The organism is Synechococcus sp. 'PEA 65AY6A-5F PE A' (assembly GCF_047462575.1).
Classification (GTDB): domain Bacteria; phylum Cyanobacteriota; class Cyanobacteriia; order Thermostichales; family Thermostichaceae; genus Thermostichus.
In genome coordinates this window covers 1-20,766 of record NZ_JAOALE010000045.1, presented here as the reverse complement: position 1 = coordinate 20,766, position 20,766 = coordinate 1, and the positions used below count along the sequence as shown (strand labels likewise).

Below are 20,766 nucleotides of genomic sequence, written 5' to 3'. Positions count from 1 at the left end.
GCTTCACCGCTGAGCAGTAATGCTCAGCAGTGTTCAGCGTAAATGTATCAGGATCCTGTAGAAACCTTACGAGAAGTCGTTGCCGAGCTGGAGCGCTTGCCAGACCCCAGCAAGCAGCGAGAACTGGCAGCAGCAACAGCCGTTTTGGCGGGACTAGCATTGGATCGGGGTTTGATTCGGCAAATCATGAGGTCTTTGGATATGAGGGAATCGGTGATCTACCAGGAGTGGCGCTCGGAAGCTTTGCGGGAGGGGCTGGAAGCAGGGCGCAAAGAAGGTCTGCAACTGGGCCTGCAGCAAGGGCTGCAACAGGGATTGCAACAGGGATTGCAACAGGGACTGCAACAGGGACTGCAGCATGGAGAAGCAACGCTGGTTTTGCGGCTTTTGCGGCGGAAGCTGGGATCCCTTGACCCGGCCCTGGAAAACAGGATTTGGGCCTTGCCCCCGTCGCAACTGGAGGCGCTGGGGGAAGCGCTGCTGGATTTCAACAGCGTGGAGGACTTGACCGCCTGGCTGGCCCGTCGGTAGAGAAGGAATGACATGCTGCAAGTTGAACTCTTGGCCGAACAGGCGCAAAGGTGCGCCAAACACCTGGGGATCCCCCAGTTTGATCTCTACGGAGCCGCAGTGGATGAGACCAGCGTGCAGGTGGAGCAGGGGGAGCCCCGTCAGGTAAAAGCTTCTCACCGCTGCAGTGTGACGGTGCGGGCCTGGAACGACCAGGGCCAGGTAGGGGTGACCTCCACCACCGATGTGGACGAAGCAGGGCTGGAACTAGCTCTGCAGACGGCCTTTGAGGCCAGCCACTTCGGCGTGCGGGAACACGCGCCCCAATTCAGTCCAGAAGCGAAGCTGCCCATTCTCCAGCCCTGTAATGACAAAAGGCCCCTGGCGCTGGCCAGCGAGCTCCTAGATCAGCTGGTGGCTGCCGAGAAGGCTTTGCTGGGATCCCATCCCGCCATCCAGGGGGTGCCCTACAACGGCCTGGCCCAGCGACAGATCGACCGCTTTTACCTCAACAGCGACCAAGCTCTGCGCCAGGAGGGCCACACTCTGGCCTCGGTCTTTCTCTACGGCAAAGCAGAACAAGAAGGCCGCAAGCCCCGCAGCGCCGGCGCCATGCGGGTGGCCCGCAGCCTAGAGGAGCTGGATATCCAGGGGTGCGTAAAAGAAGCCGCCGAGAAGCTCATCAGCCACCTGGAGTACGCGCAGATCCCTTCGGGGAAATATACGGTGGTTTTTTCTGGGGAAGCTTTTTTAAGCCTGTTGGGGGCTTTCTCCAATCTCTTCAACGCCCAGAACATCTTGGACAACCAAAGCCTGTCCACCCCCGACTCGCTGGGCCAGCAGATTGCCTCGCCGCTGCTTTCGGTGTGTGACGATGCCTTGCACCCGACTAACGTAAGCGCGATTAGCTTTGACGGCGAAGGCACCCCCACCCGCCGCGTTTCCCTGATTACCAACGGAGTTCTGACCCACTTTTTGCACAGCGCTGGCACCGCCAAACGCCTGGGGGCCCAGCCCACGGGGCACGCCAATATCGGCGCCAAGGTGACGGTGGCAGCCCACTACTACCACGTCTTTGCCGGGGCTCCGCCAGAGAGCACCTACGACCTGGCCACGGCTGAGAATGTGGTCTGGATTGACGAGCTGCAGGCTCTCCATGCCGGAGTCAAGCCTCTGCAGGGATCCTTTTCCCTGCCCTTCCAGGGCTGGTGGGTGCGCCAGGGGGAGCGCATCAGCATCGAGGCGGCGACAGTAGCGGGGGATTTTCTAGCACTCTTGCAGTCCATTTTCTACGTCGAGCCGGAGCCACAAATCACTCCTAGTGGTCTGTGTCCCCGCATTTGGGTAGCCGATCTTTCCATCACCGGCCAATAGCCCCATGAAACTCACCCGCATCGACCTCAACAGTTGGCTAGTCCATACCCAGACCCAGACTTTCCTGCTGGATCCGTGGCTGGTGGATCCCTTGGTGTTCTTTGGCCTGCCCTGGTTCATCCGCCTGCAGCACCGCCAGATGCCGCCGTTCACGCCGGAAACCCTGCCCAAAATCGACGGTATCCTCCTCAGCCAAGGCCAACCCGACCACTGCCACCCCCCCACCCTGCAGCGGCTGGACAAGCAGATCCCGGTTTTCGCTTCTCCAACAGCCGCCAGGGTGGCGCGGAGCCTTGGCTTTATGAGGGTGCAGGCCCTGGATCCCTGGCAGTCCGTGCAGTGGGGAGATCTAGGCATCACAGCGGTTCCTGGCGCCCCCCTGGGGCCGGTGCGGGAACTGGGCTTTTTGCTGGAGGAGCTGCCGACCCAGACGCGGCTTTACTACGAGCCCCACCTTTCCCAACCGGATGTCCGCCCGCGGCTGCAGCAGGAGTTCACCCCCATCCACACCCTGCTGATCCCGGTGGTAGGGCAGATCTTTCCCTTCTTGGGCGAGGTGATCATGGGGCCGCAGCGGGCCCTGCAGGTGGTGGCCGCCCTGCGCCCGCAGCAGGTGATTCCCACCGCTATGGGAGAGGTGGACTACCACGGCTGGTTTGCCGCCCAGATCCGCCCCCTGGGGAGCCTAGAGGAGTTCCGGGAAAAGCTGGGATCCCTGAACGCTGCCACCGGCCAATCCATCCAGTTGTGCTGCCCTGCCCCGGGGGAGACGGTATCCCTTCCCGCTGAGGTTAAGACGTGAGCCCTCCTTCTCAGGCCGCCCCCGATCTCGTGGCCATCCTGCGGGCCGATTACGCCCGCTTTCCTTGCGATCAAACCTACTCCATCTACGATCCCCAAGTTTATTTTCGGGATCCCCTCAACGAGTTTCGCGGCCTGGATCGCTATCGGGCCATGGTCGAAAGCCTGGGACGCTGGCTGCAGGATATCCACCTCGAGCTGCACGACATCCACCAGAGCGGCAACCACATCCGCAGCGAGTGGACGCTGAGGGGATCCCTGGCTTTTTTGCCCTGGCGTCCCCGCCTGTGCGTCCCCGGCTGGACAGAAATCCAGATCAACGAAGCAGGGTTGATCGGATCCCACATCGACCACTGGCGCTGCTCCCGCTGGGAGGTGATGCTGCAGATTTTGGGAGTCGGGGCTGCCAAATGAGCTGACTGCCGGTCCACACCTCTGCTAGGATTACAAAGCTGACTTTTTAGGCTCGCTAAAAAGTCGTTTTCTCTCCTCTGGAGAGATGGCCGAGTGGTCGAAGGCGCAGCACTGGAAATGCTGTGTGGGGCAACTCACCGTGGGTTCGAATCCCACTCTCTCCGTCATCGAGGCCCGCCTCAGGTAGAAGCTGCAGGAGACCCCCTATATCCCTCCACCCCCCAGTCCCCTCGTGTGGCAGGATATGGCCAGTTGCTGAAACCTGAAGAAATTATGGCTTTGCAACTCACCAGCTCCGCTTTTTCCCACTCAGAATCCATCCCCTCCCGCTACACCTGTGATGGGGAAGATCTCTCTCCACCCCTAGCCTGGTCGGGGGCACCTTCGGAAACCCAGAGCTTTGCCCTAATCATGGATGACCCAGACGCGCCCAGGGGCACCTTTGTCCACTGGGTGGTCTACAACTTGCCCACCAGCGTTAGCAGCCTGCCAGAAGGGATCCGCGGCGATGCCGATTTGCCCCAGGGGGCTGTGCATGGGCAAAACAGTTGGGGGCGTAACGACTACGGTGGCCCTTGTCCTCCCAGCGGCACCCACCGCTACTTCTTCACCCTCTACGCCCTGGATCGGCAACTGTCTTTGGCTGCAGGGGCGACGAAGGAAGCCCTGCTGCAGGCTATGGAAGGCCACCTCCTTGCCCAGGCCCAACTGATGGGCACCTATCAAAGAAAAAGGTAGGGGATCCGCGGTTAAAGCCCCGGCTTGCCGCCGCGCCTAAGCCAGACAAGGGTTTGGCAGCTCCCTTCTGCCGACGAGTCCTAGGGGCAAGGGGATCCCCTTCGCTGGGAAGGGAGAACCTCAAGCAAGGGGCGCCCCCAGTCGGGAGCTGGGCCTTGCCGAAAGCAAATCCAACATCTCCGCTCTCCAAAAAATTTGCCCCGCCGCCGTTTTTCTACCCAGGACAGGGATCCCCAGGTGGGCCTGCAACTGCCAGATCAAAGCGGGTTCTTCTTCTGGGGAGGAGGCCGACTCAGATTCCAGCAACACCCATCCCAGGCAGTGGGCCTTGGCTTGGTGAAGCAAGGCTGCAAAAGCGGCTCCCTGGCTGAGAGCAGCCTCTTGGGGCAGCGTCAAGAGCACGTCAAACCCCCAGGCATGGGCTAGGTCAGCCCAGGTTTGGCCGGGCCCTATCGGATCGGCCAGGCTGCCAGGCACCACCAGCAGCGGGGCCTTCTCTCCCTTCCAGGCAGCAATCTGCTGCCAGAGGGTTCTAAGCTGGGCTTCGGAAGGGCTGGGATCCACTTCGAGCAGGCCCCAAGGGCGTTGCACCGCCTGCTGCCAGGAGTCTGCCACTCCTGGTGCTGCCTGAGTTCCAGGCCAGGTGTCTGCTACCATCACTCTCATGGTTCCCCCGTCTCGGCTTCCCAGAGGCTCAGAAACTCGGGTTGCACCTCAAAGCCAAACACCAAGGCCATGTCCCGCAGCATCGAGACAGATCCCAGTTTCTGCTGCTTAAACCAGCGCATCAGCACAAAAATCTTCTGGTAGACGAAGATCTCCAACGCCTCCGGGTTGTAGACGATCCCTTCGCGGGGGTTGAATTGGTGGGGCACCAGCATAGCGGCGTAGCGGGCCAGCTCGCCGCTGCGCCAATCGAGAAAGTAGGGCATCCAGGGGTAAACCGTATCCCAGCGGATGAACCACAGGCGCACTTCTGGGATCTCCGACAGCTCCCGCGGATCGTCGGGGCTGCGCGGCCAATCGATGGCGCACTGTACCTGCTGAGCGGCGCCAACGGGATCCGCCATCAAGGTTTTCACCAATTCATGGCCCGGGGTCAAATCCAAGGCCTGGATGGCTTTGGCAGGTAGGTGGAAGGTAATTGGCACGGCGACAAGCAATCGCTTTAACCCAGTCTTGATCCAGGCGAGGGCTTCCGCAAGCAAGATACCCCATCCGTCAACCCCTTGCAGCTTATCTCAGCTCTGGGCCATTCCCTCCTGCCAGCGGGATCCCCAGCCGAGCTAGGTCGAGGACAAAGCCTGCTGCCACCAAGAACACCTGATCTGCCAGCGGGGCCAGCTTTTGGGTGAGCTCTCCCATCCGATCGCGAAACCGACGCCCCAGCGGATAGGCGGGCACCACTCCCCAGCCTACCTCTTCTGAGACCAAGATCGCCTTTCCTGCCCAGCTCTGCAAGGCCGACAAGAAAGCGTCCACCAAGGGATCCCACTCCTCCGGGGAACACTCCAGACCCTGCGCCACCCAGCCGCCTAGAGAGTCCACCAGGGCACAACAGGGCTGAGACAGCTTTTGCAGGTCCGCCCCCAGGTCGGGCCCGGTTTCCCAGGTTTGCCAAGTGGAAGGACGCCGTTGCCGGTGCTGCTGAACCCGCTCCGCCCACTCTGGGTCGGCTTGGGGATCGGGCTTGGGGCCGGTGGCCAAATAGACGACCGGCAGGCCGGAAGCGGCAGCTAGGCTCTCCGCCAGCCGACTCTTGCCGCAGCGGGCAGGGCCACAGATAAGCACAATTGGCATTAGACATCAGTCAGGAAGAAGTTTATCGCTAGGTTAGCTTAGCGGTTAGCAGCTTCTACCTCTTCTGGCTTCGTTCGTAATTAGGTTAAGATCTGGAAGCTCCTAGGCGGATTTTGAGCCCATTCTACCGAGGCTTGCGTTCTGGCAGGTGAAGCCCCGATCTAGCGACCTAAGGTTCTATGCCCATCCGCATCGAACATAGTCCCCAACTGGAGGAGAAAACATACTTTGCCTACAGAGGCTTAGCACCATTTCCCTTGGTTACTATTGGCTCCCTAAGCTATGGATATGAGTTCTTTATCCATTGGATGGGAGAGCCTTCGCAGGTAAAGATTGGCCGCTGTAGCTCGATTGCACGAGAGGTGCATTTTTTTGCAGGCTATGAGCACCACACTGACTGGGCCACTACCTATCCCTTCACTCATCTACCTGAGTGTTGGAGCGAGCTGCGCGCCCTGGAAGGCCACCCTCTGACCCGCGGGGACATTGTGGTTGGCCATGACGTTTGGATTGGCCACGGTGCCATGATTCGCTCAGGAGTGACAATTGGAAATGGAGCAGTTGTTGGAATGGGTGCCGTGGTGACTAGGGATGTCCCACCATACGCGATTGTTGCGGGTGTGCCAGCCAAAGTAGTTCGCTATCGCTTCTCACCTGAGGTAATCGAGCAGCTCAGCCAGCTTAGCTGGTGGGACTGGCCTCTTGAAGCCATACGTAAAGCAGCGCCTCTTCTTTGTTGCCCCCTGAACCAAGAAACTCTTCCGGCACTAGCTGAGTTTAAGCAAAAGCTCCTGGCTCCGTGAGTTTGGAGCTAGGATAAGGCTCAATTAAGGGCAGTTTTACAAGAGACATGACGGATCCCAAGCCAGCATCTTCCCCTGGCCAAAGTGCTGCTTCAGCCACCTCGCCAACCTTTCCTCCCCTTTGGCTGAGCCTGGCGTTGGGGATCACCACTGCGCCGGTTTTGTTGGGCTTGGTCTTGGCGGATCGGGCGGGGAAATGGCTGGGATCTCTGAACTGGGAGGATCCAGGCTGGTGGTTGGGGGAACGGCTGCCCAACCTAGATAGCGCTGCTCTCTGCGCCCAGCAGCAAGAGCGCAAAGATTCTGGGCCAGCGGAGAATCCCTAGCTCCTCGTCGCTTTCGTATCATAGGTAGAGCAAGCCGGTAGCAGGAGTGAGCATCCTTTGCGAAGATCGGTCAGGCCAGCGCAAGAGTTCACCTCCCCATTCTTGGGAGCGCTGTTTTGGCTGGGTGCGTTTTTCTTCACAGCCGTGTTGAGCGCCTGTTTGGGCTACCTCTTCGGCCAGCGCGCCCTGTCGGGGGTCTCCTCTCCCGTCACCACAGCCGGCAATGCTTCCTCCTCCCGTGGCGTTCGCGATCCCCGCACCGTGCCCCTCTTGAACGAGGCCGCGGTGATTGCAGCAGCGGAAGCGAGCCTGCGCCCCCCCCCCACCCCCGCCCCTCTCTCCACTCCTACATCCGTTCCCGTGGCTAGACCTACCCCGACGCCCACCCCCCGCTTGTCTCCTGAGTTGGCGGCAGCCCCATCCCCCACCCCGCGGCCTGCTTCTCCCTCTCCCCAACCGCCGCGCCCCTCGCCGCCACCGGTGTTTACACCACCTCCCCCACCTCGGCAAGTGGCTGCCGGCGGGCAGGTTGCCATGCAGGTGCTCTCGGTTCGCCGCGAGGGAGGGCAGGTGGTTTTGAACGTGGCGATGCAGAACAATTCGGCGGAGACGGTGCGTTTTCTCTACAGCTTCCTGAACGTTACCGACGACACCGGACGGTCGATCAACGCCCTCACCCAAGGCCTGCCTGGGGAGCTGCCTCCCAACAGCCAAGTCTTCCAGGGAACTGTTCGCATCCCCGCCTCCAGCTTGGCCGGATCCCGGTCTTTGTCCTTGAGCCTGGCCGATTATCCCAGCCGCCGCCACCGAGTCGGGGTGAGCGGGATCCCGGTGCCGCAGTAGTCCCGTCTGGTGACTGCGGCCACGACTGATGCAAAGCGGAGTTGAGAAGCGGTGCCCAGCCCAACCTTTGAGCGCCCTGAGCAGATTCGGGAGCTATTCGACCGCATCGCCCCCCACTACGATGCCCTCAACCAAACCCTGAGCCTGGGCCTGCATCAGGTTTGGAAGCGCATGGCTGTGCGCTGGTCGGGCGCCGGCCCTGGCGGGCAGGTGTTGGATCTCTGCTGCGGCACCGGCGACCTGGCGCTGCAACTGGCCCGGCGGGTGGGACGAAGCGGACAGGTGGTCGGCCTGGATTTCTCCCCGGCCATGCTGGAGATTGCTCGGCGGCGCTCCCGTCTTTTCCCCGGCTACTCCCTAGAGTGGGTATTGGGAGATGCTTTGGCCTTGCCTTTTCCCAACGCCAGCTTTGATGCCGTTACAATGGGCTACGGTCTGCGCAACGTAACCGATATCCCTCAAGCGTTGCGGGAGATTTACCGGGTGCTCAAGCCCGGCTGTCGCGCCGCTCTCTTGGACTTTCATCGCCCCACAGGGATCCCTTTCCTTGCGGACTTCCAGCGCTGGTACCTGAACACCCAGGTCGTCGCCCGGGCGCAAGCTCTGGGATTGGCATCTGAATATGCCTACATCGATCCCAGTTTGGATGGTTTCCCATCTGGCCAAGAGCAGCAGCAAATGGCCTTGCAGGTAGGGTTTTCTGTTGCCAAGTTTTATCCCCTAGCCGGTGGCATGATGGGGGTGCTGGTGATTGGAAGATGATCCAAACGGCTTGTCCCCTTGCTCCTTAAAGAGGCAGCTTAGGATGCGGTTCCCCAGAAGGTGCAGCGGACTTCGCCAAGACGGTTTTGGCAGCTAGGGAGCAACGTAGCGATCTTGGGAGAGGCGCTCGTTACCGCGATAGACGCTTACCTGCAAATGCTGGGGATCCAGTCGCCGCTGCTCTACGCGGATGGGTGGAATGGCTGGAGCAGGGTGGGATCCCCGTCCCAGCACCGACACGATTAGAGTTTGGCCGCGGATCTGAAAGCGCAGGCGTACTGGCCAAGGGAAAGGATTGCGCAACCTGAGATCGGCCAAGCCGTACCAAACCGTGGCATCTAGCCCTGGCGGCACCGACTCCACCTGCCGGTAATGGGGGTGCCTTTCCACCACTTCCAGCCCCGCCAGCAGAGCCGCATTGTAAAGGCTGGAGGAGACTTGACAGATCCCGCCGCCAACCGAATCCAGGGTTTCGGCCACCATGAATACCGGCGCAGGCAGATAGCCCCGCTCCAGGGTGCGCGGCCCCACCACCTGGTTGAAAGAAAAAACCGCCCCCGGCTGAATGTAAACCCCATCCAGGCTTTGGACTGCTTGGCGGATGTTGTGGAGCTGTGGGAGAGTGCGCTCCTGTAAGGAAGTGGTGTATTGGCTCAGGGTGGTTGGGGTGGGATCCATCCACCACAAAGCCAGCAGGGCCAGGGCCAACCCCACCGATAAGGCCAATCCCCGCAGCGCTAGCTTTCCCCTCACTTCTCCTAGAACACCCTGGCTTTGAGAAGAACCTTGCCCTGGGGTTTGCGAGGGACGGCAGCGGCTTGGGCCGTAACCAGCACCTCTTGGGGGCGAGCGTCCTCTGGCAGCGGGCGCGGCGGACGTAAGGCGACAAGCGCGGATCCCTGGGCATCCACTTGAAAGTTGCCGCAGTGGAGGGTCTCGCCGTCCTCCAGCTTGAGCCAGAGATGGTAACGCTCCCCAGGGGCCGGTTGGGGCAGATCCCTCGCCGCCAAGACCACCTCCTGCCACTCTCCTGGGCGATAGAGGAGGTTAGCCGCTGCCGCCTCTCCCTGCAAATTGACCAGGCGGGATCCCGGCTGTTGCAGCAAATGGGCCAGCGCCTGCACCGATTCTAGGCGGGCCAGTTGGAGCGCCTGCCGCAGTCGCCAGTTGTCGAAAACCAGCAGGGCCAAAACCACTGCCGCCAACCCCCCCAGCCAGCGCCACTCAGCGGTGAGGCGACCGAACCCCAGAGAGGACAGGGCCGGCTGAAGAGGTGTCGGCACCTGCTCAATGCCCGCCTCTGCCATCACCTTGCCCCGCAAGCTGGCCGGCGGGATCACCCCCGGCAAGCCGTAGGGCAACAGGTGCAGGGTTTCTTGCAAAGCCTGCAATTCCGCCAGCAACCGTGGGTCTTGGGTTAGGCGTGCCTCTAGGGCGCTTGCCTGCTCAGGAGATAAATCCCCCAGCAGATAGCCGGCCAGTTCTTCCTGTTCTTCCGATGCAAGGGGCAAATGGGATGCAAACATGGCCAGGCCGACAACAGAACCTAACTCCAAACCTCAAGGAGCGCGCGCAGGGATCCCCGCAACTTGCAGAGGGCTTGGCGAGCGCGGGCTTTAACGGTTGCCGGCGGGATCCCCAGGTGTCGGGCAACGTCCGCCTGGCTCAGCCCCTGGTAGTAGATCAACTCTAGAACCTGCCGTTGGCTTTCCGGCAGTTGGCCGAGGGCCTCTTGTACGGCTTGCCGTCGCTCCTCGAGGGAGAGCTGCTCAAAGGGGGCCGGCGCCCTGTTCTCGGCGGCGAGCAGAGATTGCCAGTGCTTCAAAAGACGTTGAGAGCTGTCTTGGGAACGCAGACGGTCGATGGCACGCGAACGGGTCAACAGACAGAGAAAACTGCTCACCGATCCCCGCTGCGGATCATAGCTGGCTTTGCGCCACAGTTCGACAAACACCGCCTGAGTCAGATCTTCCGCCTCGGCCACATGGCCCAGGATCTGGAGGGCCAGCCCATAGACCAAGCCGGCATAGCGGTCGTAAAGCACCCCCAGCGCTGCCCCTTGCCTCTCTCGGATAGCCTCCATCAGTTCCCCATCGCTGCGAGAAGGCCAATCCCTTAGCGGAGGTTGCTCACCCATGTTGCGTCAGGCCCACTCTATAAAGCTACGGTCTTTCCAAGCGGCACCGAATAGCAGGAGGCTGGAATCGTCTCGCCTGGAGAAGTACTTGGCTTCTCGTCCATGCTATAGCTCTTCGTAAAATGGCAGGGGCAGACCGTTGTTCCGTCTTGCGAGGGGGGCTGTCTCCAGCGACTTGAAAAAGGCTCTGGCTCTCTTTAGCCGCGGCGGGCCGCCCACTCCAGCCCCCACAGGGCCGTGTTCACCAGCAAGGCCAAGGATCCCACGGCCAAAGATCCGGCCCAGATCTTGTCGTAGCGACCGGCCTGGGCAATGCCCTCAAAAAGCAGGGTGCCCAGCCCTCCCGCCCCAAACTTAGCCCCCACCGTGGCGATGGCAATGGCCACAATTGCCGCCAGCCGCAAGCCGGCCAGGGCAACCGGCAGCATGAGGGGCACCTGCACCTGCCACCACCGCTGCCAGAAGTTCATCCCCAAGCCCTTGGCCGCCTCCAGAATGGCAGGCTCCACCGAGCGCAGGCCCACGTAAAAATGGCGCACCAAGATCACCTGCGTGTAGAGCACCATCGCCACCACCACCGAGCGGGCATTGAGGCCAAAGTAGGGAACCAACAAGATGATTAGGGCCAGGCTGGGCACTGTGTACAGGATGCTGAGGATCCCCATCACCGGCAGGGCCAGCCAGCGCACCTGGTGCACCAGCAAAGCCAACGGCAGCGCCAGCACCAGGGCAATCCCCAAGGCTGTTGCCACCATCGCCAGGTGCTCTTGGGTAAGCTGCCACACCAGGCCGGGGTTGCTGAGAAGATAGCTCATGCGGATCCCCCCTCCAGCATGGCCAGATGGCGGATGTGATCCAGGGTAACGATGCCAATGGCCCGCCCGTCTTCCCACACTGTGAGAGCTGCTGCCCCCGTGCGCAACAGCAGCGACAAGGCCCGCCGCAGGGTTTCCTGGGGTTTCACCACCGCCCCCTCCTGGATCTGGTGGTTGTGCGGGATCCGCTCCATCGCCGTTTCCACCCGCAGCACGCTCAACTGACGCACCATGTCGTCTGCCCCCAGCAGCTCTCGGACAAAGGGGGTGGCCGGCTGGGTGAGCAGCCGCAAGGGAGTGTCGAACTGTACCACCCGCCCCTGCTGCATCACCAGGATGCGATCTGCCAGGCGCAGCGCCTCTTCCACGTCGTGGGAGACGAAGAGGATAGTCTTTTTTAGTTGCCGTTGCAGGTGTAGGATCTCGTCTTGCAGCTTGCCACGAGTGATGGCGTCGAGGGCACCAAAGGGCTCGTCCATCAGCAGCAGATCCGGATCCCCGGCCAGCGCCCGCGCCAGCCCCACCCGCTGCTGTTGGCCGCCCGAGAGTTGAGCCGGGTAGCGACGTCGGTATTCTTGGGGGGGCAGGTTGACCAAGCTGAGCAGCTCGTCCACCCGCTCGCGGATGCGCTCCCTTGGCCAGCCCAAAAGTCGCGGCACCACCGCCACATTCTGGGCCACCGTCATGTGGGGAAACAGCCCCACCTGCTGGATGACATACCCGATGCGCTGGCGCAGCGCCGTCACCGGAAAGCGGCGGATATCCTGCCCATCCAGGCGAATCTGTCCTTGGGTGGGCTCCAGCAGCCGGTTCACCATTTTTAGAAGGGTGGTTTTGCCGCAGCCGGAAGGGCCGAGGATGACCACCAACTGGCCCGAGGCCACGGAAAAACTGCACTCCTCCACGGCCGGACGGGAATTGTGGGGAAAGCGCAGCGATACCCGCTCGAACTCAAGAGTGCTCACGCCAGGGCCTCGTGCAACGGGCTACTCTTTCAAGATGCCGGCCTCCACCAAGAAGGCTCTCGCCACCTCTGCCGGCTCCCTGCGCTTGCCGCTTACCTCGTAGTTCAGCCGCTGCATCACCTCGTCCGTCAACAGGGGGGAAAGGGCGTTCAAAGCGGTGGCGATGCCGGGGTTGGCTTCCAGGGTATCTTTGCGCACTACCGGCGCCACCTGGTAAGGGGGGAAAAGCTGCTTGTCGTCCTTGAGCACCACCAGGTCAAAGGCGGCAATTTCCCCATCGGTGCCAAAGGCCACCGCCACATCCGCCTCCCCATTGACCAAGCCCTGGTAGCGCAGGCCGGGATCCACCGCCTTGTAGGCCTTGAGGCGAAAGTTGCCGTAGACTGCTTGCAGCCCCGGCAGGCCATCTTCGCGGGCCTGGAACTCCGGCGGCCCGATCATCACCAGCTCGCTCGCTCTGGCCACCATGTCTGAGATGGTAGCGATGCCCAACTCTGCCGCTCTGGCGCGGGTCATGGCCAGGGCCTGGGTGTTGTTCATGGGGGCCGGATCCAGCCAAATCAGTTGGAACTGACGCTCGTACTCGCGGGCCACCGTCGCGTATACCTGGGCCGGGTCGCTGCTGGTGGGCAGCTTGAGCACCGTCAGCAGACCGGTGCCGGTGTACTCCGGGTAGAGATCGATCTCGCCGCTCAACAGGCCGGCATGGGCCACCGGCGTTCCCCCCAAGTTGAGCTTGCGCTCCACCGCCAACCCCGCCGCCTCCAGGGCCAAGGCGTACATTTCCCCCAAGATAAACTGCTCGGTGAAGTCCTTAGAGCCAACGACAATCGGCTTGCCAAAGCCCGCTTGAGGGGCGAGAACAAGGGCTGCCAGCCCCGACAGGGCCAGCAGAGCCAGGCGACGGGTGGTTTTCAGCATAGGCAAGGTGAGAAGGGATCCCCAACTCAAGACAAGCGGCCCCGCCGAGAGCGTTCCGGCCTGGGCCAGGAAGTTTCGACTGTTAGGCCACCATTAAACCATTAATTTCCCTGAGCTGGAACTGCCAACCCTCACCCCCAGCAATATCCCCTTAGCTTCTGCCGGAGGCCGGGAAGGAGCCGGTAACGGCCCGGATCTTCTGCCGCCGCCCAGCTCGCTCGATCTCCAGCTCCAGGGTGCTGCCCACCTCGGTGCGCTCTACCTCTTGTTGTACTTGGTCGGCGGTGGTGACGGCGCGACCATTGATGGCGAGAATGATGTCTCCGGCGCGCAGGCCCGCCCGCTCTGCCGGGGATCCCTGGATCACCTCGCCGATGAGCACCCCCTGATCCACCGTCACGAAGATGCGGCTGTTGGGATCCTGGTTGAGGCGCTCCTTCAGGTCGGGGGTGAGGGTGAGCATACGAATGCCCAGGTAGGGGTGATCCACCTTGCCGCGGGCGATCAACTGGTTGGCCACCCGCTGGGCCGTCTCGATGGGAATGGCAAAGCCCAGCCCCTGCGCCCCTTGGATGATGGCCGTGTTGACCCCGATCACCTCCCCTTGGGCGTTGAGCAGGGGGCCGCCGGAGTTGCCGGGGTTGATGGCCGCATCCGTCTGGATAAAGGACACCCGCTTGTCGGGCACGCGGATCTCGCCGCTGGAGCGGCCCAAAGCGCTGATGATCCCGGCGGTTACGGTGTTGTCCAGCCCCAGCGGGTTGCCGATGGCGATGGCCCACTGGCCCGGCTCGAGGAGCTCGGAGCGACCCAGCTTCACCGTCGGCAGGTTCTGGGCCTCGATCTTCACCACGGCGATATCCGTCACCGGATCGGTGCCGATTACCTTGCCGTCAAAGCTGCGGGTATCCTTGAGCGTCACCGTCACCTTGTCGGATCCCTCGACCACGTGGGCATTGGTGATGATCTGGCCATCCGGGCTGATGATGAAGCCGGAGCCGGTGCCCTGCTGTCGTCGCTGCCGCGGAATGGGGGGGATCACCTGGCCAAAGAAGTCCCGGAAAAAGGGATCGCTGAAAAACTCCTCTGGGAAGGCGCCCGGGACGCTCACCGTCCGCTCGGAATCGATGCGCACCACCGCCGGCCCCACCCTTTGCGCCACCTCGGCAATAAAATTCAGGTTCAGTTGGGGCGGGGTTGCCGTCGTTTGGGCAGATACCCCCTTGCCTCCCACCAGAGCCGCTCCCAGCCCAATGCCCAAGAGCACCAGCAGCACTGACGAGAGAAGAGACTTCCAAGTGGAGATGGCAAAAGGCTGGAAAGAGGATTGAGCAGGTTGGGCGGAAGCTTCTGACCCGGGAGAGGGCTGGCCCGGCATGGATGTGCTGCGCTTCATGGCTACAAGAAGAGGGTTGGGATTGGTGAAAGACTTCGGCCCCACGCAGGGGAAGAAACCTAGAGCCTAATCTAACATGGACAGCAGGGATCCCAGAGTGGGCAACCCTAGCGTTTTTCCGTACTTCTGTCTGGAGCGAAGAGCAGCGGAATCTGCTCACCTGAGGTAGCCCATTTCCATTCAGTTGGCTTTGATCAAGATAGGTAAAAGATAGGTAAGGCCCGAAAGGCTCCCGGTTTTGTCCGGTTTGCAGCTAGCGTAGGAATGATGAATGGGGGTAAGACCATGACCAACCCAGCCAGCCGCCTGTTGGCTCCTCTGCTTGGCGGATTGCTCTCAGCGCAGATGGCCGCCCCAGTTTTGGCCCAAATGGGGCCCTTGCCACCACCGCCTGCCGGTGAGGGATGGCGTCCTGTGAATCCTCGCCCCCTTCCCCCTGGCCCTCAACCCCTGCAACCTGGCCAGCCCTTTCAACTGCAAACCACGTTGCTATTGCGCTCTGGGGATCTGATCCAGGCGGTGCATCGCTCTCCAGAAACCCTCTTGATTGCCCCTGGGGAAACCCGTGCTGTCAGCCTTAGCTTGGATACTCCTCTGCGGGACATCTACGGCAACACGGTCGTCCCGGCGGGGGCCGTTTTGGAAGGCCAATTCCAACCGGTGAGCGGCGGCACCCAGTTTGTCTCGCGAGCTTTGATTTTCAACGGCCAATCCTATCCTCTCTACGCCCAAAGCCAGGTGATCCCGCTGCGCAAGGATCCCCGCCACACTTCTGCAGAGGCAGTTATGCAGGATGCCCTGATCGGGGCGGCGGCAGGGGCGATCTTGGGCGGCCTGTTTGGCGACCGGGTGATCTCGACGGAGAAGGTGCTGGGCGGAGCGGCAGCGGGGGCTGTAATCGGCAATGTGACGGCGCCAGAGGTGGCGGTGATCGATCCCAACGCCAACTTGACCCTGACGGTCACTCAGGACTTTCAGCCCTATCTGCCCTAGCGACACCTGAAAAGCAAAACTTAACTCCCCAGCGCCGACCGCCATCCCTTGCCACACTGCCCATCCTCAAGCTGTTGACCACTCCGAAAAGCTGAGCAGGGGTTGGTCAATCTGCGGCTGCCTGGGGCTACTCCGGCCAGACCATCGGGGGCTGTTTTACGCTTAACCAACCTCCCCCTTGGCGGGAAGGGAGTGCTCCTTTCCTGGGAGACATTTTAAGAAGTGTGAAGATCTGAGATGGCAGACGGCAAGCATGTCGGAAAATAGCTTGCGGGTATGCTCGCCATACTCTTTAAAAAATTGACTTGAGGATGGATGTCCATGAGTGTTGTCACGAAATCGATTGTGAATGCGGATGCAGAGGCCCGCTACCTCAGCCCGGGGGAGCTGGATCGGATCAAGTCCTTTGTTACCTCCGGCGAGAAGCGGCTGCGCATCGCTCAAGTCTTGACCGAGTCTCGTGAGCGCATCGTCAAGCAAGCTGCCGATCAACTCTTCCAGAAGCGTCCTGACATCGTCTCCCCAGGTGGCAATGCTTACGGAGAGGAGATGACGGCAACTTGCCTGCGGGATATGGACTACTACCTGCGCCTCATCACCTATGGGATCGTTGCTGGCGATGTCACCCCGATCGAGGAGATCGGCTTGGTGGGGGTGCGGGAGATGTACAACTCTTTGGGCACGCCTATTCCGGCGGTGGCCGAGAGCATCCGCCAAATGAAGCAGGTGGCCATGGGTCTGTTGTCTCCTGAGGACGCGGCTGAGGCCGGCTACTACTTTGACTTTGTGGTGGGGGCAATGAGTTAATCCCTCATTGTTCTGACCGCGCAACTGTTTAACGTTCATTAGAGATTTAGGAAGCTCATCATGCAAGACGCAATTACCGCTGTGATCAATAGCTACGACGTCCAGGGCAAGTATCTCGACAGCTCGGCCATGGAGAAGTTAAAGGCTTTCTTCGCCACGGGCGAGCTGCGGGTGCGGGCAGCTGCTACCATCGCGGCCAACGCCTCCACCATTGTCAAAGATGCGGCGGCCAAGGCGTTGCTCTACTCCGATCTCACCCGTCCCGGTGGCAACATGTACACCACCCGTCGCTATGCTGCTTGCATCCGCGACATGGACTACTACCTGCGCTACGCCACCTACGCCATGCTGGCCGGGGATCCCTCCATCCTCGACGAGCGGGTGTTGAACGGGCTCAAGGAGACCTACAATTCGCTGGGGGTGCCGATTGGAGCCACCATTCAGGCCATCCAAGCCATGAAAGAAGTGACCGCCGCCCTGGTGGGGCCTGAAGCTGGCAAGGAAATGGGTGTGTACTTCGACTACATCTGCTCCGGCCTGAGCTAAGGTTCATTGTCTAGCGAGCATGACAGGCGATTTGCCGCAGGGATCTGGTGTGCTAACTGGGGTACGCGAGCTTTCTGAGGTGAGTCGCCTGTTTTGTTGGTCAAGCCAGTTCATTTTGCTGTCAGCAGGGATCCTTTATCATGCGCATGTTTAAGATCACGGCCTGTGTGCCCAGCCAAACCCGCATTCGCACCCAGCGGGAGCTGCAAAATACCTACTTCACGAAGCTGGTGCCCTACGACAACTGGTTTCGGGAGCAGCAGCGTATCCAAAAGTCGGGTGGCCGCATCCTGAAAGTGGAGCTGGTCGCCGGCAAGCCTGGGATAGACGTAGGACTGCTGTAGTTCCCCTGCCTGTTCGCTGTTTCTCCTCCGATCCTGAGAATACCCCCAGCCAGATCCGACATGCCCAGCCTCAGGAGGCTTGCCCTTGAAGTTGGGCTAGCGGATCTGATTTTTTAGGGGGGGTGAGGAGCTATGTTGTCTGACGTGCCAATCCGACCTGAGCCGATCATCGTTGCCCGCGACCTGAGCAAGGTTTACCCGGTAGCCATTAAGGAAGCGGGAGTGATCGGTACATTGCGCCACTTTTTTCGCCGTACCTATCACTACATCCCAGCGGTGCAATCGATGAGCTTCCAGATTCAGCCGGGGGAGGTGGTGGGTTTTTTGGGGCCGAACGGGGCAGGCAAGACCACTACCCTCAAAATGCTGGCGGGTCTCATCTATCCTTCCGGGGGCACGCTGCAGGTGGTCGGCCATGTGCCCTACCGGCGGGAGCGGGCTTTTCTGCAGCAGATTACCCTGGTGATGGGGCAGAAGCAACAGCTTATCTGGGATCTGCCAGCAATGGACTCCCTGCGGATTAACGCCGCCGTTTATGAGATCCCGGAAAAGGAGTTTCGGGAGCGGGTGGGGGAGTTGGCGGAGCTCCTCGACCTGCAGGGCAAGCTGAAGCAGCCGGTGCGCAAGCTTTCTCTGGGGGAGCGGATGAAGGCGGAACTGCTGGCGGCCCTGATCCACCGGCCGCAGATCTTGTTCTTGGATGAGCCGACCTTGGGGTTGGATGTCAACGCTCAGGCCGCCGTGCGGCAATTTCTGCGGGATTACAACCGCCGCTACGGGGCGACAGTCTTGTTGACCAGCCACTACATGGCCGACATTACGGCGCTCTGTGAACGGGTGCTGGTGATCAGCGCCGGGCAACTCATTTACGATGGCGGCCTCGAGGAGCTGCGGCAGCGCTTTGCCCCCTATCGCGAGGTGAAGCTGGAATTGGCCCGCCCCTGCCCCCTCGCCCAATTGCAAGTCTATGGAGAGCTGCGCAGCGAGGGGGATCCCGGCAGCGGCTGTGAGGTGCGGCTGTGGGTGCGGCGGGAACACCTCACCCAAACGGTTGCCCAGCTCCTGGCAGATCTGGAGGTGCTGGACTTGACGGTAACAGACCCGCCGATTGAGGAAGTAATCAGGCGGGTGTTTGCGGAAGGGATCCCTGCGGCCGGGTCCTAGAGGGGCGCTCCTGTCGGTAGCCCATCAGATCTTCTGGGTGGCGGCCTGCCGTTGCTCAGCCGTCGAGCGGGCTGCGTGCAGAGCGGCGTAAAGCTTATTGAGGGCGTTCATGTAGGCTTGGGCCGAGGCGACGATGATGTCCGTATTCGCGGCGTGGCCAGAGAAGACGCGATCCTCGTGGCGCAGCCGGATGGTGACTTCCCCCATGGCGTCGATGCCGGCGGTAACCGACTGGACGGAAAACTCGATCAACTTGTTGGGGATGTTGACGATGCGGTTGATGGCTTTGTACACCGCGTCCACCGGGCCTGTGCCCACGGCGGCGTCCACCCGCTCTTCGCCCTCAGGGGTGATCAGGCGCACCGTGGCCGTGGGGGTCTCGTGGTTGCCGCACACCACTTGCACGTGCTCCAGACGGTAGAGATCGGGCACGGGGCGGGTCTCATCGTTGACGATTGCCTCCAGATCCAGGTCGGTGATCTCCTTCTTCTTGTCTGCCAGCTCTTTGAAGCGCAGGAAGGCTTTGTTCAGATCCTGCTCTGAGAGCTCGAAGCCCAACTCCCGGAGGCGGGTACGGAAGGCGTTGCGGCCCGAGTGTTTGCCCAGCACCAGCGTGCTCGATTGCAGGCCGATGGTCTGAGCGTCCATAATCTCGTAGGTCTGGCGGTTCTTGAGCATGCCGTCCTGGTGGATGCCCGATTCGTGGGCAAAGGCGTTGGCACCAACAATGGCCTTGTTGGGCTGAACCAACATGCCGGTGAGGTTGGAGACTAGGCGGGAGGTGCGGTAGATCTCCTGGGTTTTGATGTGGGTGAGGGGTTTTTCCGAGTCGACTGGCAGGCCAAAGTAGGGGTTGAAGTAGCTGCGGCGCACATGCAGGGCCATCACCAACTCTTCCAGCGCCGCGTTGCCGGCCCGCTCGCCGATGCCGTTGATGGTCACTTCCACTTGCCGCGCCCCCTGCTTGATGGCCTCCAGAAAGTTGGCCACCGAGACCCCCAGGTCGTCGTGGCCGTGGACGGAGATGATGGCCTGCTTGATGTTGGGCACATTCTCGCGGATGCCCTTGATCAGTTGGCCGAATTCTTCCGGCATGCTGTAGCCGACGGTGTCGGGGATGTTGATGGTTTTGGCTCCCGCCCGAATGGCTGCCTCGATCACCTGGTAGAGAAACTCCGGATCGGAACGGGTGGCGTCCATCATGGAGAACTCCACATCGTCCACGAAGGACTTGGCGTAGGCCACCATCTCCTCGGCAATTTGCAGCACTTCGGCGCGGGTCTTGCGCAACTGGTACTTAAGGTGAATGTCGGAGGTGGAGATAAAGGTGTGGATGCGGGGCTTGGCGGCGGGCTTGAGGGCTTCGGCTGCCGCTTCGATGTCGGCCTTGAGGGCGCGGGCCAGGCTGCAAATCACAGGGCCATCGGGGGTGCCCACCTGTTCGGCCACCTTCTGCACCGCCTCGAAGTCCCCGGGGCTGGCATAGGCAAACCCAGCTTCAATGATATCGACCCCCAGCCGGGCCAGTTGCCGGGCGATGGCCAGCTTTTCTTCGGTGTTGAGGGTGGCGCCGGGGCACTGCTCCCCGTCGCGCAGGGTGGTGTCGAAAATGAGCACGTGATCCAGGGCTTGGCCATCAAATGTGGAAACCGCCGCAGCATCCATAATCTTTGTCGGACAACGAGACAGTGTTCTTTATTTTGACATCTTATTCTGGCACTGCTGGATAGGGTTTTGGATCGGGTTTGGAAGAGAGCTGGCGGGCTTCTGTCGGAGCGGCTGTAGGTCTTGCCATCTTTCTCTCAGGGGCAGAAGAGGTTGTGGGAAGGCGGATCCCGAAGGCGCAAGCGAGCAGGTGTTCGTATTCTTTCTCGTCCTTGAGCAGGCGTTCCCGGCGGCCTTCTGGGGTAGTTTCGATCCATTTAAAAACGGAGCCATTGGCGGAGGCGGTGAGGGTGATCCGTCCGCTGGGGGTGACCAGGCTGCACAGGCGCAGGCGGGTAACCTGGATGCCGGCGACGTTTGGTGGAAGCGGCACATGGGCTCGAACTCCTGCAGTTGACGCGGGATCCAATCCAGCAGGAAGAGGGTTTTCCAGGTGCGATCCGGTCGTTCCTGTTGAACCCGCCAGTAGCGTGCGGGAGCTGCGGGCCAGGGGATGAGGCGGTAGCGCCCTTCCGCCTGGGCTTGGATGCCGGGATCCCCCAGCCGCAACGGCTCCCGAAAGGCATCTCCATAGCCCACATCCACCAGCCATCAGAACCTCCGGGGTACTCCCGCCACAGCGCAGCTTGGCGGGATGGGGGA

The 20,766-nt window shown here is 61.3% G+C and carries 26 protein-coding genes, 1 tRNA gene and 1 pseudogene; 15 read left to right on the top strand and 13 right to left on the bottom strand.

Annotated features, from left to right (window positions below; genetic code table 11):
• Positions 1 to 42 precede the first annotated feature (42 nt).
• The 6 genes from GG26_RS12290 (at position 43) to GG26_RS12265 (ending at position 3,837) form a co-directional block, all read left to right on the top strand.
• Positions 43 to 531 (top strand): DUF4351 domain-containing protein, encoded by a 489-nt coding sequence (locus GG26_RS12290; RefSeq protein WP_011431058.1) that lies wholly within the window; start codon positions 43 to 45, stop codon positions 529 to 531.
• Positions 532 to 543: 12 nt separating this feature from the next.
• Positions 544 to 1,884 (top strand): TldD/PmbA family protein, encoded by a 1,341-nt coding sequence (locus GG26_RS12285; RefSeq protein WP_011431057.1) that lies wholly within the window; start codon positions 544 to 546, stop codon positions 1,882 to 1,884.
• Positions 1,885 to 1,888: 4 nt separating this feature from the next.
• Positions 1,889 to 2,686: an MBL fold metallo-hydrolase gene (locus GG26_RS12280; RefSeq protein WP_011431056.1), complete on the top strand. Its 798-nt coding sequence runs from the start codon at positions 1,889 to 1,891 to the stop codon at positions 2,684 to 2,686.
• Complete coding sequence (locus GG26_RS12275; protein WP_011431055.1) at positions 2,683 to 3,099, top strand: DUF2358 domain-containing protein; 417 nt, start codon at positions 2,683 to 2,685, stop codon at positions 3,097 to 3,099. The genes GG26_RS12280 and GG26_RS12275 overlap by 4 nt, the downstream gene beginning before the upstream one ends.
• Positions 3,100 to 3,178: 79 nt before the next feature.
• Positions 3,179 to 3,263, top strand: a tRNA-Ser gene (locus GG26_RS12270).
• 109 nt (positions 3,264 to 3,372) lie between these two features.
• On the top strand, positions 3,373 to 3,837 hold the full coding sequence (locus GG26_RS12265; RefSeq protein ID WP_041439166.1) for a YbhB/YbcL family Raf kinase inhibitor-like protein: 465 nt from the start codon (positions 3,373 to 3,375) through the stop codon (positions 3,835 to 3,837).
• Positions 3,838 to 3,957: 120 nt separating this feature from the next.
• Here GG26_RS12265 and GG26_RS12260 read toward each other — a convergent pair whose 3' ends face one another.
• From GG26_RS12260 to cobU, 3 genes are all read right to left on the bottom strand, one after another.
• Complete coding sequence (locus GG26_RS12260) at positions 3,958 to 4,494, bottom strand: hypothetical protein (RefSeq protein ID WP_099813339.1); 537 nt, start codon at positions 4,492 to 4,494, stop codon at positions 3,958 to 3,960.
• Positions 4,495 to 4,499: 5 nt separating this feature from the next.
• Positions 4,500 to 4,988 carry a CRR6 family NdhI maturation factor gene (locus GG26_RS12255; protein ID WP_011431052.1) on the bottom strand — a complete coding sequence of 163 codons (489 nt, stop codon included), beginning with the start codon at positions 4,986 to 4,988 and terminating at the stop codon, positions 4,500 to 4,502.
• Positions 4,989 to 5,073: 85 nt separating this feature from the next.
• On the bottom strand, positions 5,074 to 5,637 hold the full coding sequence (gene cobU / locus GG26_RS12250) for a bifunctional adenosylcobinamide kinase/adenosylcobinamide-phosphate guanylyltransferase (protein ID WP_414390884.1): 564 nt from the start codon (positions 5,635 to 5,637) through the stop codon (positions 5,074 to 5,076).
• Between the two features lie 179 nt (positions 5,638 to 5,816).
• On the opposite strand from cobU, the gene GG26_RS12245 reads away from it, so the two are divergent.
• From GG26_RS12245 to ubiE, 4 genes are all read left to right on the top strand, one after another.
• Positions 5,817 to 6,440 carry a CatB-related O-acetyltransferase gene (locus GG26_RS12245; RefSeq protein WP_168175284.1) on the top strand — a complete coding sequence of 208 codons (624 nt, stop codon included), beginning with the start codon at positions 5,817 to 5,819 and terminating at the stop codon, positions 6,438 to 6,440.
• Positions 6,441 to 6,487: 47 nt separating this feature from the next.
• A complete protein-coding gene (locus GG26_RS12240) occupies positions 6,488 to 6,766 on the top strand; it encodes a hypothetical protein (protein WP_414390881.1) in 279 nt (92 codons plus the stop codon).
• A gap of 102 nt (positions 6,767 to 6,868) precedes the next feature.
• A complete protein-coding gene (locus GG26_RS12235) occupies positions 6,869 to 7,609 on the top strand; it encodes a hypothetical protein (RefSeq protein ID WP_099812898.1) in 741 nt (246 codons plus the stop codon).
• Between the two features lie 51 nt (positions 7,610 to 7,660).
• Positions 7,661 to 8,371 (top strand): bifunctional demethylmenaquinone methyltransferase/2-methoxy-6-polyprenyl-1,4-benzoquinol methylase UbiE, encoded by a 711-nt coding sequence (gene ubiE, locus GG26_RS12230; RefSeq protein ID WP_011431047.1) that lies wholly within the window; start codon positions 7,661 to 7,663, stop codon positions 8,369 to 8,371.
• Between the two features lie 93 nt (positions 8,372 to 8,464).
• Here the strand turns inward: ubiE and GG26_RS12225 are convergent, their stop codons facing one another.
• From GG26_RS12225 to GG26_RS12195, 7 genes are all read right to left on the bottom strand, one after another.
• The gene (locus GG26_RS12225) at positions 8,465 to 9,124 is read right to left on the bottom strand and encodes a VanW family protein (RefSeq protein WP_228375280.1); all 660 of its coding nucleotides are present in this window, start codon (positions 9,122 to 9,124) and stop codon (positions 8,465 to 8,467) included.
• 5 nt (positions 9,125 to 9,129) lie between these two features.
• A complete protein-coding gene (locus tag GG26_RS12220; RefSeq protein WP_011431045.1) occupies positions 9,130 to 9,897 on the bottom strand; it encodes an anti-sigma factor domain-containing protein in 768 nt (255 codons plus the stop codon).
• Positions 9,898 to 9,917: 20 nt separating this feature from the next.
• On the bottom strand, positions 9,918 to 10,508 hold the full coding sequence (locus GG26_RS12215; protein WP_011431044.1) for a sigma-70 family RNA polymerase sigma factor: 591 nt from the start codon (positions 10,506 to 10,508) through the stop codon (positions 9,918 to 9,920).
• Between the two features lie 197 nt (positions 10,509 to 10,705).
• Positions 10,706 to 11,323 carry an ABC transporter permease gene (locus tag GG26_RS12210; RefSeq protein ID WP_011431043.1) on the bottom strand — a complete coding sequence of 206 codons (618 nt, stop codon included), beginning with the start codon at positions 11,321 to 11,323 and terminating at the stop codon, positions 10,706 to 10,708.
• Complete coding sequence (locus GG26_RS12205) at positions 11,320 to 12,288, bottom strand: ABC transporter ATP-binding protein (protein WP_011431042.1); 969 nt, start codon at positions 12,286 to 12,288, stop codon at positions 11,320 to 11,322. Before GG26_RS12205 ends, GG26_RS12210 begins: the two co-directional genes overlap by 4 nt.
• Before the next feature lie 21 nt (positions 12,289 to 12,309).
• Entirely contained in the window at positions 12,310 to 13,209 is a 900-nt protein-coding gene (locus tag GG26_RS12200; RefSeq protein WP_011431041.1) for a glycine betaine ABC transporter substrate-binding protein, read from the bottom strand.
• A 151-nt stretch (positions 13,210 to 13,360) separates the two neighbouring features.
• Positions 13,361 to 14,605: an HhoA/HhoB/HtrA family serine endopeptidase gene (locus tag GG26_RS12195; protein WP_414390874.1), complete on the bottom strand. Its 1,245-nt coding sequence runs from the start codon at positions 14,603 to 14,605 to the stop codon at positions 13,361 to 13,363.
• Positions 14,606 to 14,890: 285 nt separating this feature from the next.
• Here GG26_RS12195 and GG26_RS12190 point away from each other — a divergent pair, with 285 nt between their 5' ends.
• From GG26_RS12190 to GG26_RS12170, 5 genes are all read left to right on the top strand, one after another.
• Positions 14,891 to 15,598: a hypothetical protein gene (locus GG26_RS12190; protein WP_414390871.1), complete on the top strand. Its 708-nt coding sequence runs from the start codon at positions 14,891 to 14,893 to the stop codon at positions 15,596 to 15,598.
• Positions 15,599 to 15,919: 321 nt separating this feature from the next.
• A complete protein-coding gene (apcA, locus tag GG26_RS12185; RefSeq protein ID WP_011431038.1) occupies positions 15,920 to 16,405 on the top strand; it encodes an allophycocyanin subunit alpha in 486 nt (161 codons plus the stop codon).
• A 60-nt stretch (positions 16,406 to 16,465) separates the two neighbouring features.
• Complete coding sequence (gene apcB / locus GG26_RS12180) at positions 16,466 to 16,951, top strand: allophycocyanin subunit beta (RefSeq protein WP_011431037.1); 486 nt, start codon at positions 16,466 to 16,468, stop codon at positions 16,949 to 16,951.
• A 140-nt stretch (positions 16,952 to 17,091) separates the two neighbouring features.
• On the top strand, positions 17,092 to 17,295 hold the full coding sequence (locus tag GG26_RS12175) for a phycobilisome linker polypeptide (RefSeq protein WP_011431036.1): 204 nt from the start codon (positions 17,092 to 17,094) through the stop codon (positions 17,293 to 17,295).
• Positions 17,296 to 17,427: 132 nt separating this feature from the next.
• Positions 17,428 to 18,459 (top strand): ATP-binding cassette domain-containing protein, encoded by a 1,032-nt coding sequence (locus GG26_RS12170; RefSeq protein WP_011431035.1) that lies wholly within the window; start codon positions 17,428 to 17,430, stop codon positions 18,457 to 18,459.
• A gap of 24 nt (positions 18,460 to 18,483) precedes the next feature.
• Here the strand turns inward: GG26_RS12170 and GG26_RS12165 are convergent, their stop codons facing one another.
• The 3 genes and pseudogenes from GG26_RS12165 to GG26_RS12155 all read right to left on the bottom strand — a co-directional run.
• Entirely contained in the window at positions 18,484 to 20,124 is a 1,641-nt protein-coding gene (locus GG26_RS12165) for a 2-isopropylmalate synthase (protein ID WP_011431034.1), read from the bottom strand.
• A 43-nt stretch (positions 20,125 to 20,167) separates the two neighbouring features.
• Positions 20,168 to 20,497 carry a hypothetical protein gene (locus GG26_RS12160; protein ID WP_414390889.1) on the bottom strand — a complete coding sequence of 110 codons (330 nt, stop codon included), beginning with the start codon at positions 20,495 to 20,497 and terminating at the stop codon, positions 20,168 to 20,170.
• Positions 20,498 to 20,520: 23 nt separating this feature from the next.
• Positions 20,521 to 20,703 (bottom strand): annotated as a pseudogene (locus GG26_RS12155) (hypothetical protein); the annotation flags it as partial.
• Between the last annotated feature and the right edge of the window lie 63 nt (positions 20,704 to 20,766).

What these genes read in the sequence shown, in the direction of transcription:
- GG26_RS12245 (WP_168175284.1), top strand. Translation starts at nt 5,817, where the DNA reads ATGCCCATCCGCATCGAACATAGTCCCCAACTGGAGGAGAAAACATAC.
- GG26_RS12265 (WP_041439166.1), top strand. Translation starts at nt 3,373, where the DNA reads ATGGCTTTGCAACTCACCAGCTCCGCTTTTTCCCACTCAGAATCCATC.
- apcA (WP_011431038.1), top strand. Translation starts at nt 15,920, where the DNA reads ATGAGTGTTGTCACGAAATCGATTGTGAATGCGGATGCAGAGGCCCGC.
- GG26_RS12200 (WP_011431041.1), bottom strand. Translation starts at nt 13,209, where the DNA reads ATGCTGAAAACCACCCGTCGCCTGGCTCTGCTGGCCCTGTCGGGGCTG.
- GG26_RS12215 (WP_011431044.1), bottom strand. Translation starts at nt 10,508, where the DNA reads ATGGGTGAGCAACCTCCGCTAAGGGATTGGCCTTCTCGCAGCGATGGG.
- GG26_RS12190 (WP_414390871.1), top strand. Translation starts at nt 14,891, where the DNA reads ATGACCAACCCAGCCAGCCGCCTGTTGGCTCCTCTGCTTGGCGGATTG.
- GG26_RS12165 (WP_011431034.1), bottom strand. Translation starts at nt 20,124, where the DNA reads ATGGATGCTGCGGCGGTTTCCACATTTGATGGCCAAGCCCTGGATCAC.
- GG26_RS12220 (WP_011431045.1), bottom strand. Translation starts at nt 9,897, where the DNA reads ATGTTTGCATCCCATTTGCCCCTTGCATCGGAAGAACAGGAAGAACTG.
- cobU (WP_414390884.1), bottom strand. Translation starts at nt 5,637, where the DNA reads ATGCCAATTGTGCTTATCTGTGGCCCTGCCCGCTGCGGCAAGAGTCGG.
- GG26_RS12240 (WP_414390881.1), top strand. Translation starts at nt 6,488, where the DNA reads ATGACGGATCCCAAGCCAGCATCTTCCCCTGGCCAAAGTGCTGCTTCA.
- GG26_RS12280 (WP_011431056.1), top strand. Translation starts at nt 1,889, where the DNA reads ATGAAACTCACCCGCATCGACCTCAACAGTTGGCTAGTCCATACCCAG.
- GG26_RS12260 (WP_099813339.1), bottom strand. Translation starts at nt 4,494, where the DNA reads ATGGTAGCAGACACCTGGCCTGGAACTCAGGCAGCACCAGGAGTGGCA.
- apcB (WP_011431037.1), top strand. Translation starts at nt 16,466, where the DNA reads ATGCAAGACGCAATTACCGCTGTGATCAATAGCTACGACGTCCAGGGC.
- GG26_RS12210 (WP_011431043.1), bottom strand. Translation starts at nt 11,323, where the DNA reads ATGAGCTATCTTCTCAGCAACCCCGGCCTGGTGTGGCAGCTTACCCAA.
- GG26_RS12285 (WP_011431057.1), top strand. Translation starts at nt 544, where the DNA reads ATGCTGCAAGTTGAACTCTTGGCCGAACAGGCGCAAAGGTGCGCCAAA.
- GG26_RS12290 (WP_011431058.1), top strand. Translation starts at nt 43, where the DNA reads ATGTATCAGGATCCTGTAGAAACCTTACGAGAAGTCGTTGCCGAGCTG.
- GG26_RS12175 (WP_011431036.1), top strand. Translation starts at nt 17,092, where the DNA reads ATGCGCATGTTTAAGATCACGGCCTGTGTGCCCAGCCAAACCCGCATT.
- GG26_RS12170 (WP_011431035.1), top strand. Translation starts at nt 17,428, where the DNA reads ATGTTGTCTGACGTGCCAATCCGACCTGAGCCGATCATCGTTGCCCGC.
- GG26_RS12195 (WP_414390874.1), bottom strand. Translation starts at nt 14,605, where the DNA reads ATGAAGCGCAGCACATCCATGCCGGGCCAGCCCTCTCCCGGGTCAGAA.